Origin of the sequence: Dulcicalothrix desertica PCC 7102 (genome assembly GCF_003991905.1) — a bacterium.
GTDB classification, from domain to species: domain Bacteria; phylum Cyanobacteriota; class Cyanobacteriia; order Cyanobacteriales; family Nostocaceae; genus Dulcicalothrix; species Dulcicalothrix desertica.
On the sequence record NZ_RSCL01000072.1, the window covers coordinates 1 to 13,188 of the forward strand.

The 13,188-nt window shown below is 37.3% G+C and carries 11 protein-coding genes; 4 read left to right on the forward strand and 7 right to left on the reverse strand.

The window, feature by feature from the left end; all coding sequences use genetic code 11:
• Together DSM106972_RS50315 and DSM106972_RS50320 are read right to left on the reverse strand one after the other, a co-directional pair.
• Positions 1-3,648: amino acid adenylation domain-containing protein (locus DSM106972_RS50315; protein WP_127087744.1), on the reverse strand; the 3,648-nt coding region annotated here is incomplete at its 3' end.
• Positions 3,645-7,010: a non-ribosomal peptide synthetase gene (locus DSM106972_RS50320; RefSeq protein WP_127087745.1), complete on the reverse strand. Its 3,366-nt coding sequence runs from the start codon at positions 7,008-7,010 to the stop codon at positions 3,645-3,647. The genes DSM106972_RS50315 and DSM106972_RS50320, both read right to left, overlap by 4 nt.
• Before the next feature lie 35 nt (positions 7,011-7,045).
• On the opposite strand from DSM106972_RS50320, the gene DSM106972_RS50325 reads away from it, so the two are divergent.
• Positions 7,046-7,450: a hypothetical protein gene (locus DSM106972_RS50325; RefSeq protein ID WP_127087746.1), complete on the forward strand. Its 405-nt coding sequence runs from the start codon at positions 7,046-7,048 to the stop codon at positions 7,448-7,450.
• Between the two features lie 71 nt (positions 7,451-7,521).
• On the forward strand, positions 7,522-8,163 hold the full coding sequence (locus tag DSM106972_RS50330) for a Uma2 family endonuclease (protein ID WP_127087747.1): 642 nt from the start codon (positions 7,522-7,524) through the stop codon (positions 8,161-8,163).
• A gap of 139 nt (positions 8,164-8,302) precedes the next feature.
• On the opposite strand, the gene DSM106972_RS50335 is transcribed toward DSM106972_RS50330, so the two are convergent.
• Positions 8,303-8,629 carry a helix-turn-helix domain-containing protein gene (locus DSM106972_RS50335; protein WP_127087748.1) on the reverse strand — a complete coding sequence of 109 codons (327 nt, stop codon included), beginning with the start codon at positions 8,627-8,629 and terminating at the stop codon, positions 8,303-8,305.
• Positions 8,626-9,000, reverse strand: coding sequence for a type II toxin-antitoxin system RelE/ParE family toxin (locus DSM106972_RS50340; protein WP_127087749.1), 375 nt, complete (start codon positions 8,998-9,000; stop codon positions 8,626-8,628). The genes DSM106972_RS50335 and DSM106972_RS50340 overlap by 4 nt, the downstream gene beginning before the upstream one ends.
• Positions 9,001-9,178: 178 nt before the next feature.
• On the opposite strand from DSM106972_RS50340, the gene DSM106972_RS50345 reads away from it, so the two are divergent.
• Entirely contained in the window at positions 9,179-9,700 is a 522-nt protein-coding gene (locus tag DSM106972_RS50345; RefSeq protein ID WP_127087750.1) for a tetratricopeptide repeat protein, read from the forward strand.
• A 21-nt stretch (positions 9,701-9,721) separates the two neighbouring features.
• Positions 9,722-10,552, forward strand: a complete 831-nt coding sequence (locus DSM106972_RS50350) for a DUF3153 domain-containing protein (protein WP_186538379.1) — start codon at positions 9,722-9,724, stop codon at positions 10,550-10,552.
• Between the two features lie 165 nt (positions 10,553-10,717).
• On the opposite strand, the gene DSM106972_RS50355 is transcribed toward DSM106972_RS50350, so the two are convergent.
• The 3 genes from DSM106972_RS50355 to DSM106972_RS50365 form a co-directional block, all read right to left on the reverse strand.
• Entirely contained in the window at positions 10,718-11,440 is a 723-nt protein-coding gene (locus DSM106972_RS50355) for a hypothetical protein (RefSeq protein ID WP_127087751.1), read from the reverse strand.
• 74 nt (positions 11,441-11,514) lie between these two features.
• Positions 11,515-12,408 carry a hypothetical protein gene (locus tag DSM106972_RS50360; protein ID WP_127087752.1) on the reverse strand — a complete coding sequence of 298 codons (894 nt, stop codon included), beginning with the start codon at positions 12,406-12,408 and terminating at the stop codon, positions 11,515-11,517.
• On the reverse strand, positions 12,409-12,816 hold the full coding sequence (locus DSM106972_RS50365; protein WP_127087753.1) for a hypothetical protein: 408 nt from the start codon (positions 12,814-12,816) through the stop codon (positions 12,409-12,411).
• Positions 12,817-13,188: the final 372 nt, after the last annotated feature.

Genomic DNA, 13,188 nt, shown 5'->3' on the forward strand with positions numbered 1-13,188 from the left:
AATTTGCATTTGCACTCGTTGTTGCAACTGTGTACGTGTAACCGAAGGTTCTGCTTGATACAGTTCCACTTCTGCATGAAATGCTCCCAATAGTGGCAAACTACGCACATCCCCTATAAATATAAACCCACCTGGAGCAATTGCTGTTAAGGCGCCTTCTAACACTTGTATTAAATAATCAATGCTAGGAAAATACTGTATAACCGAATTGAGAATTACCGCATCAAAAGCTTGTGCTTCGATACCCTCAAAATCGGGCGCCATTTTCTCTAATAATGTTACCTGTTGATATGGCGTTTGTGCTAACTGTTGACGAATATAATTGAGCGAAACACTAGAAAAATCTGTCCCGTAATATTTCGTACAATGAGGTGCAATTCTAAACAATAGTAATCCAGTACCACATCCAATTTCTAAGACTCGACTGGGTTGTAGAGCTAAAATTTGCGCGACTTGGTTATTTACCCACTCACGTAAAGACTCTGCTGGTATTGGCGCCTTTGTATAACTACTATTCCAACCTACTATATTAAATGTCGGGTCTGACTCAGTAGCAGGTTGATTATAAGTTTCGTTATACAGCATCTGCCATTGATAAATTTGTTCATCTAAGAGTGCTGAGTGCTGAGTGCTGAGTGCTGAGTGGGGAGTTTTGTTTAGAACTATGTAAGCTGTTAACCGTTTTTCTGGTAGAGATGTGGTATTTTGCGTTGTAACTACAGCTTGTTGTACTGCTGGATGTTGGTTGAGAAGGGTTTCGATTTCTTCTAACTCGATACGATAACCACGAATTTTTACTTGATTATCAACACGACCTAAGAATTCGATATTGCCATCTGGTAAATATCGTCCTAAATCACCTGTTTTATAAATTTTGTAGTCCCTTATATTAATACTAGGCGGGCAAGGATGCCCGCTCCACAAGATGTTTGTTAATTCTGGATTATTAATATAACCGCGCGCTAGTCCATCTCCTGCAATGTATAATTCACCTTTTACACCAATTGGCACAGGTTGTAAATGCTCATCAAGTATGTAAACTTGTGTGTTTGCAATTGGACGACCTATTGTAGGAATATTGCCAGAAGTTGTGACAACAGTATTTTCAGTAGGCCCATAATTATTGACAACGACAAAAGGATACTCAGTTGTGGGATAATAATTCAGTTTGTCGCCACCTGTTAGTAATAATCGTAACTTAGTTGCTTTATTTGACCAATCTAATAATAAAAGTTTTTCACATAAAGGTGTTGGTACAAAGCTTATTGTAATTTCGTTATTATTCAGCCATTCTTGGAGTTGTTCCGGCGCCCGTCTTATATTATCATCTGGAAAATAAATGCTTGCCCCTGCACTTAAATAAGCAAATATTTCCCAGACACAAGCATCAAATGCTACAGAGGCGATTTGTGAGCTTCGGTCTTGAGGTGAAATACAAAAAGTTTTTTGATGCCAATAGACAAGATTTAATAACGAACGGTGTTCTATTTGAACTCCCTTTGGTTTTCCAGTTGAACCAGAAGTATAAATAACGTAAGCAAGGTTATTAATTGTAATATTACTATCAGGATTATCTTCGCGTTCTTGAGCAATGTCCTCATCGTTATCTAAACAAATTATTTGTAACTCATGTTTACCAAGATGTTCGACCCATTGCTGCTGAGTTAAGACAATTTTAACTTGGGCATCTTCAAGCATATAACTCAAACGCGCGGTTGGGTAGCTAGGGTCTAAAGGTAAATAAGCACCACCCGCTTTGAGAATACCAAGCATTCCCGCAACTAAATCAATTGAACGGTCTACACATAGTCCAACTATAACATCGGCGCCGACACCTAGTTTTTGTAAATAATGCCCTATTTTGTTGCTGCGAATGTTTAATTCGTCGTAATTGTATTGTTGTAGAGACGCGAAATTTCGCGTCTTTTCGCATTCTGGAGGAGACGCGACATGTCGCGTCTCTACATTTGTAAATACCAGCGCTAACGCATTATTGTTTTTTTCTACTTGTTCTTCAAATAACTGATGAATGCATCTATCTTGAGGATAATTTACATGAGTATTATTCCACTCTACTAATAACTGATGTTGCTCTGCTTGGGTTAATAGCGGTAAATTTGCTATGTTTTGTTCTGGATTATTTACAATACCTTCGAGTAAGACTTGAAAATGTCCTAGCATTCGGGTAATTGTCGCATCATCAAATAAATCAGTACTATATATTACGAAACCGCTAATTCCTTCTGAGTTTACCCATACGTTTTCACCTTGTTCCCATAAATGAAATTCTAAATCAAACCGTGTTGTTTCATAATTTAGTTGTAATGGACTCAAAGTCAAACCAGGTAACTCTAAGGTTGACTGGGGTGCATTTTGCATTGCGAATACAACTTGAAACAGAGGGTTTTGATTTAAGTTACGCTCTGGATGCAGCAATTCTACCAATTTTTCAAACGGCAAATCTTGATGTTGATAGGCGCCTAAAGCGACTTCTCTAACTCGATATAATAATTCTTTAAAAGTTGGATTACCTGATAAATCTGTACGCAGCACTAAACTATTGACAAAAAAGCCAATTAACCCTTCTACCTCACTGCGGTTACGGTTAGCAATTGGCGAACCAATAACAATATCATCTTGTTGAGTGTAGCGGTAAAGTAAAGTTTGGAATGCTGTCAGTAAGGTAATAAATAAAGTTACTCCTTCTTGCTTTGAAAGAGTTTTTAGTGCTTGACTTAGGTTTGAAGGTAATTGAAGAAATTTTCTTGCACCTTTATAAGTTGCTACTTCTGGTCTTGGTCTATCTGTTGGTAAATTTAGTACTGAAATATTATCTAACTGATGGCGCCAGTAATTTAATTGGTTCTGTAATATATCTCCTTGGAGGTATTGACGTTGCCAGCGTGCAAAGTCTGCATATTGAATCGGTAATTGAGGTAATGATTTGTTTTGGTAAAATGCTGCGATTTCTTTAATTAGCACTCCAATAGACCAACCATCGGAAATGATGTGGTGCAGATTAATAAGCAATATATGCTCAGTGTCATCTAACTTAAGTAATAGTATACGTAGTAAAGAGCCTTTTGATAAATTGAAAGGACTTTGAATTTCTTGACTAATTAGTTGTTGCGCTTGTATTTCACGCTCATGTTTTGCAAGATGACGTAAATCTATGATTTTTAAAGGTGTTTGTAATTCGGGAGCAATAACTTGAATTGGTTGTTCTTGGTGTAATCCAAAATTGGTACGTAAAGCATCATGGCGCCGAATTATTTGTTGAAAAGTATATTCGAGTGCTGCTATATCTAGTGTACCTGTGAGACGAAGCGCGAAGGGGACATTATAAAAAGGATTATTTGGAAACAACTGGTCAAGAAACCATAAACGCTGTTGAGCAAAAGAAAGAGGAGGGTTTACAGATGTAGAGACGTGATATATCACGTCTCCTCCACATAAAGGTAGTATTGCAGTATTAGTATTAGGTGTCTTTTTGAGAAAGGAGATAATTTCAGGTTTGCGTTTTTGAATTTCTGCACGTAGTTCGGGTGTTAGGGTACCAGATGGAGCAGAGCAAAGCAACCGTTCGTCTTCGACAGTAGTTTGGATGTTTAGTTGGTGAAGGTAAGATAAAAATTCAACTGTATTCAAAACTCAACCTCTTCTTGCTCAACATTGGTATTATTCGAACTGGTGGTATTTAAAGCGTGCATTTGAATATACTTGGCAAGACTAGCAATAGTCGGCGCCTCAAACAAGCTGCGTAAAGGCAAGTCTATATGAAAAATATCTCGAATTCGGGAAGTCAACTGAGTTGCAAGTAAAGAATGACCACCCAGTTCAAAGAAATTGTCATGAATTCCTATAGGTTGTTTACCCATTGTCAAGATGTTTGCCCAAATTTCCACTAACACCTGTTCGACATCAGTCTGAGGTGCGACATAATTTTCTTCTACATTTAGACTGAGCGTATCTATCTTAGGTAAGGCATGACGATTTACTTTACCTACTGGTGTTAATGGTAATGATTCCAATACTACGTAAGCGACTGGTATCATATACTCTGGTAATTTTTGCTTGAGAAACGCGCGTAGATTGTTAGTTGTAACTTGCTGTTGCGGTTGAGGCACAATGTAAGCAACTAAATATTTATCACCTGGTATGTCTTCAGTAGCAATGACTACTGCTTCTCTAACTGCTGGATGTTGATTTAGAAGGATTTCTATTTCTTCTAACTCAATGCGGAAACCCCGAATTTTGACTTGGTTGTCGATGCGACCGATAAATTCTATGTTTCCGTCTGGTAAATATTTTCCTAAATCACCCGTTTTATAAATCAATTTGTTATAAAAGGGACTCTTGTGGAATGGACTCTTGTGGAATGGACTCTTGTGGAATGGGCATCCTTGCCCGTCCCTTCCATCTGTACTGGGCGGGCAGGGATGCCCGCTCCACAAGATATCTGTTGCAACATTATTCCACAAGATATCTGTTGCAAGATTATTTATATAGCCGCGCGCTAGTCCATCACCACTTATATATATTTCCCCCACAACACCGATGGGGACAGGTTGTAAATTTGTATCTAATATATAGATTTGTGTATTGGAAATTGGGCGCCCAATTGGTATAGATGTTGCTGATGGTAGTTCGTGTATGGGGTAATAAGAAGAGAATGTAGTATTTTCAGTTGGCCCATAAACATGGATTAGTTGCTGCGGCGCCCCATTCTGGATAACTTTCTTTACCCATCTAGTATCAATTGTTTCACCGCCGAATAGTAAGTATTTTAAGGTTGAAAACGCTTGGGGTACATCTCTAGCAATTTTTTGGAATAAGGCAGTTGTTAAAAATAAGATACTAATATCTTTTTGTTTTAGCTGTGATGCGAATTCGGTTGGTGAGAGTATTATATGTTTACTAATGCCGATAAGTTGGGCGCCGTTTAGTAATGCTCCCCAAATTTCAAATGTTGCGGCATCGAAGGAAGTATTTGAAACTTGAGCTATTTTATCATTAGAAGTGATATTTATATAGTTAGTATTGCGAACTAATCTATTTACTGATTTGTGAGTTACTGCAACTCCCTTCGGTGTACCTGTAGAACCTGATGTGTAAATAATATAAGCTAAGTTATCACTTCTGGTTTCGCTATTTAGGTTTTGTTTGCTTTCGTGTGCGATTATTTCCCAATCTTTATCTAAATTTACAATTGGATTAGAGAAATTTTCAAAGTATTGAGCAAATTTTTCTTGTGTGAGCAAAACTTGAGCAGATGAATCTTTTAACATAAAATTCAGTCGCGTTAGGGGATAGCTAGGGTCTAAAGGTAAATATGCTCCCCCTGCTTTTAATATACCTAGCATTCCTACAATCATATCAATTGAAGCTTCAGCGCAAATTCCAACTACAACTTCTGTATTTACACCTAATTTTTGTAAATGATGCGCGAGCTTGTTGCTGCGATTATTTAATTCGTTATATTGTAGAGACGCGATTAATCGCGTCTCTACATTTTCAAAATCTAATGCAATATTATTACTGTATTGTGTAACTTGTTGTTCAAATAATTTATGAATACATTGATTTGAAGGATAATCGCTTTGAGTATCATTCCATTCAAACAATATTTGGTTTAATTCTGGTTCGCTTAAAATGGGTAAATTCGCCATTCGTTCTTCTGGGCTAGCAACAATACTTTCTAAAAGTGTTGTAAAATGGTTTAACATTCTAGAAATAGTAGCACCTTCAAATAAATCAGAGTTATATACTACTATTCCTCTAATTCCCTCTGAATGTTTCCAGTCTCCACCCCATAAACTTCTAAAATCAGAAGAACATTTCCATAAGTGTAATTCTAAATCAAATCGAGTTGTTTTTAAATCTATATTCATAAAACTTGGCGCCAAGTCAGGCAGTTCTAATTCCTGCATTGGTGCATTTTCAAAACCGAATACAACTTGAAAAAAAGGATTTGCGCTCAAATTGCGTTCTGGTTGTAAATGTTCAACGAGCTTTTCAAACGGCAAGTCTTGATGACTGTATGCTTTTAATGTAACTTCCCGTACTCTGGCTAATAGTTCGCTAAAAGTTGGATTTCCTGAAAAATCGGTACGCAACACTAAAGTATTGACAAAAAAGCCAATTAATCCTTCAATTTCACTACGGTTACGGTTGGCAATTGGTGAACCAACGGTTATATCATCAGAATATGTATAGCGGTAAAGCAATGTTTGAAATGCTGCCAGCAATATCATATATAAAGTGGCGCCTTCAAGTTGACATATTTTTTTGAGTGCATCAACTAAACTGAGGGGTAACTCTAAAAATTGTGTAGCTCCACGATAAGCTTGAATATTAGGGCGCCGTTTATCGGTAGGTAAAGGCAGCATTGTAATACCATTTAATTGATGGCGCCAGTAAGCTAACTGATTTTCTAGAACTTCTCCAGTTAACCACTCGCGTTGCCATTCCGCAAAATCAGCGTATTGTAAAGGTAGTTGTGATAACGGGGATGGTTGATTTTTTATTTTGGCAGTGTAAAGGGCGCCTAACTCACTAATTAACACTCCAATAGACCAGTCATCGCAAACAATATGATGCATATTCAGTAACAAAATATGCTCATTATCTGAAAGGTTAAGTAATATCACTCGTAGCAATGGTCCTGAAGACAAATCAAAAGGACGCTCTATCTCTTGCGTAATAATATACTTAGCTTGTGCTTCACTTTGTTGTGCAGGTAACTCTAATGTATTAATAGATATCAGCAAACTTGGGGCAATAACTTGCACAAGTTGCTCTTCGAGTATTGTAAATGTAGTGCGTAATGTTTCATGGCGCCGGACAATTTCGTTTAATGCAAATTCGAGCGCGCTTTGATTGAGCGAACCATGTAAACGAATAACCGTAGGCACATTATATATAGCATTGCCCGGTACAAGCTGGTCAAAGAACCACAACCGTTGTTGGGCAAAAGAGGCGCCGAATACAAAAACTTCTTGACTAGACATGAAATTCTCTAGTTGTACATCAACTTTTAAGGTATATGATGCCAGCACCAAATTATCAAAATAATAACTATGAACTACCAGGAGTAGATAATGAACCCTTACCTGGTTTACCTAAAGAAATTAACCCAGGCGCCGATATTGGTGAAGAAGCTGCGATACAAAAAGCATTACAATCAGGAGCAAGGTTTAAAGCAACTAACTCAACAGTTATTAGATGTGCTTTGATGACTTACTTTGGAGCTAGGCAGTTCTCTGAACCGATAGATGATGATGACCCCGATGCCCAACTTCAAGTTCGTTTAGTAGAAATATCAGGGACTTTTCAGCGAAGAAGACATAGGCGAGGACTACAAACATCCGCTCCTCTTTTCAAAAAAGCTTACGTTATCTTAAGAGCTTCAGATGGTTTGCCATTAGGTTACAGTCTTACAAAAGATTGAACTATCATAATAAAATATTATTATGGCGCCCTGTCAAAAACAAATTTATTATTCATTGTCATGAGGTTTTTATGACTTTACCTACTATCACTGAAGATAAGATAGAACTGGCGCCAGGTGATGAGTTAATTCTGAGATGTAGAACGTGGGAAAATTACGAAGATTTACTTGCTCGTCGGCAGCATAAATCAGGACTAAGAATTAAATATAGTAGTTTAACTGGTGAAATCAGGGTTATGTCTCCATTACCCGGACATGGTAAAAATGTTGACATGTTGGCAGATTTTGTCAAAGCATTGCTCAGAAATAGTTCTAAGAAATGGGAAGCTTTTACACCGATTACTTTAAAGTATAGTAATCAACAAGGAGCAGAAGCTGATTATTGCTTCTACATCGAAAATCGTCAACGCATTTTAGGTAAAGAACGTATTGACTTACAAAATGACCCATCCCCTGATTTAGCCATTGAAGTTGATTTAACGTCAATGACAAAACCAGAAGATTACCAAGTAATTGCTACTACAGAACTGTGGATTTATCGAAGAAGTGGGTTATTGATTTACCAATATGATCAAAAACAGTACAGCGAAAGCCAAACAAGTTGTATTTTCCCTGATTTTGATGTCAAAACTTTGATACCGCAATATATCGAACGAGGTTGGCAAGTCGGCTCAAGTATTGCGGTTAAACAATTTGAGGAATTTTTAAAATAAACAGGACTTACGCAAGAATTTTGTCAATGATATAATTCAAGCTTATGAAGAATGGTTAAGCTCTGATAATGATATTTATAACAAACTGTTCACCAATGAATTTTCAACGGCTATCACACTTAGCACTAAAATCTAATTTCTACAGTGAGATTATAGTTTCGTTCATTGTGGTGCCTTCATGACGAGGACGAAGATGTAAGGTAATTTCCGTATCGAGTCGCTTAAGAAAAGTTAGAAGTTTACCCTCACTAAAGCGTTGAAATTCTCCCTTCATTAAATGAGATACTTCTGGCTGCGAAATACCAAGAAGTTCGCTAATTTCGCGCTGCTTTAGGTCGCGCGCTTTCAACAGACGCAGTACCTGAATTCCTATTTTCCCACGGGTAAAAAGTTCATCTGCATCCTCTAGACCAAGGTCAGCGAATACATTACCACTGCTTTCTTCAAAAACAGGTTCTTGTGTCATGCTTGTTTTTCCCTTTCCTGCGCGTCCTTATAACGTTGTTTAATTAAGTCAATATCAGCCTGCGGGGTTTTAATCCCTTGTTTCGATTTTTTTTGAAAAGCGTGTAAAACGTAGACTTTCTCCCCTATTTTAACAGCGTAAACCGCTCTATATGTATCAGTATCATACCGTTTGACAATTTCGTAAACACCGCTTCCCACTCCTTTAAAGCGTTTAGCTTCCATAGGTGTTTCTCCTGCTTGTACTAATTGCAACGCATACCCTACTGATTTTTGTACGTCTTCCGGGAACTCGCGGATGTTTTTGCGAGAGTCTCCCATCCAGACTAGAGGACGTAAAGCAATCTCTACAATATCTTCATCATCGCTGATTTTATATGAAATTTCTTATAAAGCAAGTAAAACATACCACAAACCTGTGTCACTGTGCCATAACCACTTAAAAAGCATCGAATAAAATAACTTTTATATTTCAGATGCTCGCTTCGGAGTTAGATATTCCCAAAATTGGCACAATAAAAGAAGTGCTTTGAGGGGATATGCAATAAAAATGAGTATAGATAGTACAGAAATGGCTAGAAGCCTTTACCAAAGCGGGGTAGTGGCGTTTGAAAACGGGAAATACCGTGAAGCTGTTGAAAGTTTAGAGCGAGCGAATTCGCTTGTTGCTCGTAATACCCGCTTTGGTGGGGAGGTGCAAATTTGGTTGGCAACAGCATATGAAGCAGCAGGACGAAACCAAGATGCTGTTGACTTATGTGAGCAACTTAAGCGTCATCCTGATATTGATACTAGTACACAAGCAAAACGCTTACAGTATATCTGGAAGGCGCCTAAATTGAACCGCCCCAAAGAATGGTTGACAGAGATACCAGATATGGGCGCCGCGTCGAGTAATAATGATAAAACCAAGTTTGTAACGAACACTTCATCGAATACACAAAAAGCACCACAAAAGGAATATGTAGACTTAAGCCAAGTCAACACCGAAGATAATCGCTTTATTTGGGTTGCTTTAATAGGGGTTGCCGTAACGCTCTCATATTTAGTTTGGTTAAATTTTAATGCATAACTCGTCAAGGAACAAAGCTATATGATTCGACTGGTTGCAAGACAAACTAAATATCTTAAACGTCTATTTCAAGGCATCTCAAAACGCGCACGGATTATTTTCTTAATAGCCTTAGCATCTTTATTGTTATCAGGCTGTGTAAAATATGACGTTGGCGTAAACTTCAATAACTCTAACTACGGTGAGTTTGTGCAGCATATTCACTTAGGCGAACGTCTTACTACATTTAGTGGAGACTCAGTATATGAATGGTTAGATAGTATTGAACGCCGTGCGCGTAAACTTGATGGTAAAATACGGCGCCTTTCTAGAGAAGAAGTTGTCGTCACAATACCCTTTAACAACGCCGAAGAATTACAAACCAAGTTTAATAAATTCTTCAACCCTAATCTCAATGAAAAAGGTAAATACAAAGACGTTAATACAGACTTACCAAAAATTGAATCAAATATACTACTATTTCAGAACAACTTTCTGTTACTAATTCGGAACAAGTTAATTTACGACTTAGACTTAAGTTCGCTAGCATTAATATCCAATAACGGTAACGTACTAGCAAACGCAGCCTCAATATTAGACCTAGAGTTTAGCCTAAAAACACCGTGGGGCGCCAAAAATGTCGTAGAACCAACAGAAAACCCCGTATTACCCGAAACCAACGGCAAACAACTAACTTGGCATCTCAACCCAGGTACACTTAACCACGTCGAAGTAGTATTTTGGCTCCCAAGTCCACTAGGTATAGGCGCCTTAATAATCATATTATTAGTTGTGCTAGGAACATACATCCGCTACAACATACTCCCCGACCCCACAATAAAACTAGCTCAAACTGTAGTTACAGAACAATAAAACGTAGGTTGGGTGGAGCGCACAGCGCGAAACCCAACATCCAACATCAACCCACACCAAACCCCGTATATTGCCTAACAAATGGAAAAGATTTGCAACAGATACAACGGATGTAACGGATAAGCTATGTATTTCATCCGTTACATCCGTTACATCCGTTGCCAGTTATACTCCATGCAGCATCACCATTCTTTCATCTAGTCCTTGGTGGAAAAATTCAAGTCTTTGATTAGCCTCAAAATCTCTGGGGTTAATTGAATTAATAACAAATGGAAATAATGCCGGGGTTTGGCTAATTACACTTAAAGCTTGGGAATCAAAATCACTTGCAACTAAAGCAGCTTCTACTAACCATGCTGCTAGCTTTCTATTATCAATTAATTGTGTTAATCCTGGTTGATATACACCTATTTCTGACGTATCTTGTAGCACACCCCAATCAACGAAGCAGCGCAGTACACGTTGAGTCGCGCGCGATACTGTTTCCCGTTCACCTAGTTTTTCTTGTAAGCGTCTTTGTATCGAACCTGCTGCAAATGAACCTTGTAGTCTCAATAACCTTCCAGTATGTTCTGCGACAATGCCAAAAAATGGATAAACAGCCATTGTCATTCCCCAATGTATGGGTAGATGTTGTTCTTTGGGAGTATTTTGTAAAAATTCTAATGCTTCATCTCGTAATGGCGCCAGTTTTGCTAGTATTGTAACCCATATTTTTGAAAGTATTGAAATTGCTTTAGAGCGACCGCTAGATTTACTCTCGCTACCAACAGAAAGTTTATCGAGCAAAAAATCATTTAGCGCTGTTTGTATTTCACGGCGTGTATAACCAGCAAGAAACAGGTTGGCTGTGAGTTCCAACCACTCTAGCTGAATCCTTACGAACATGTAATAAGAAGATAGTTACAGTGCCGAACTTTTTCATCTCACTTTTCGTACAAAGTTTCGGCACATATAATACTTTAATCTTCATCATTGAGTACAGGTATATTCATGATTACCTGATTTTCCGAAGCATGTTTATAATGTGGCTGGTTAATAGGGGGACATAAATAATCAAATGAAATATCAGTATGTTCTAGTTGCATACTACGTGGTGCATTTAAGGCAATAACAACGTCCCCAATTTTTTCGCATCTTCTACAGTCACAAGCTGCAGTGCCCGTTGCTAATATTTCTTTCAGATTGTTTACAATATTAAGAAATCCCCTTGTATTAGTATTTCGTGGTAGATTATTAGCTGTTTCAATTAATTTCTCGACTTCTGAACGATACTGGTTTAAAAGAAATTGTTCTATTTGACATTTACTTCGACAAGTTTTAACATCTTCAAATTCTAAAACAAACTTTTTGAAACCAGATAACGGATTTTGTAAATCAACATCAAGGGGTACAAGAGCGCGCGCGCAAGCTGTATAATCTTCTGTTTGCTTAAATTTTGTTCTTAATAACAATTCAAAGCGCTTGATATAGCTTGCTAAAAGATAAAGAGCTTTTTCTTTATTTTGAGGGTCGTTAGGATTAAATTGATAATCTCCAAAGAATTGAGGTATAAACTGTAAAATAGCTTTAAGTTCGCTACCTTTAAATCTATTGCTCCATAGACTGATGGCATCTCCTAGAGTATTAATAGCACCGAAACGTAAAATAGAATAAAAAGAGATTAAATTCAATAAGTAACTGCGTTTTATTTCCATCTGAACATAGTTGGAAATATAAAGCTGTTGGTTGTTAACAAAAGAATTTAGATAAGTTTGGTAAATTTGTGAAGCAAGTAATAATGAGCGAACAAATGAAGTATCTAAGAAATGCTTTGTTTCTTCTGTCCCTTCAGCTAATTTATCTGACTCGTGCATTTATAATTCTTGTCCTTCTTCAGAGGTATCATCAAAACTAACACTAAACGGTATAGTATTAAAGCCCAGTCTATCTAAAGCTATTATTGAGTTTTCAACGTCTGTATTGTTAATTTTTCTCTGATTGACTAAAGATGAAAATAAATTATAAGCACCTTTATATTGCTCATTCTTATAATCAAGCCAACGATTTTGATTCGCTAGCGCATCATGTAGCGCTACTGCAACTTCTGTATAGGGGTCTCCCATACATGTATCAATCATCGAGCGTATTTTTCGCAGTAAGCTATCAGCAAAAATAGCAGAATAAGGCTTTCCAGCACATCTTGATAGTTCTTCTAAATCTGATAATAAAGATTCGGTAATTTGTACTCCACTTAATTCTAAAACTTTTTGTTCGTTATCCATAAAAAACCTTCTAGCTTCAAGAATTTATGCTCTGCTTTACATTATACCTGAAACATTATAGCTAGAATTTCTAGCCAAGGATGAATACCATCATTACAGAAGTCCGAATATGTTCTAGACTCAAACATATTTTTAACTACCTTCAGGCGCTTAAGAGTGCCAAATCTAACATAGAGCTATGCCTCACAAGTCTTGTCAACGTGGATACAATACTGGGATAAAAATTCATCTGCTCCTCTGTGAACTCTGTGCGTCTGTGGTAAAATACATAACTTTTTTTCACCACAGATACGGTTCTTGCGTACTTAACGTGCTAAAATGTTAGAATGTTTATTTAGCGTTTAAGTAAAATTAATTATGAAAAGAGTCCTT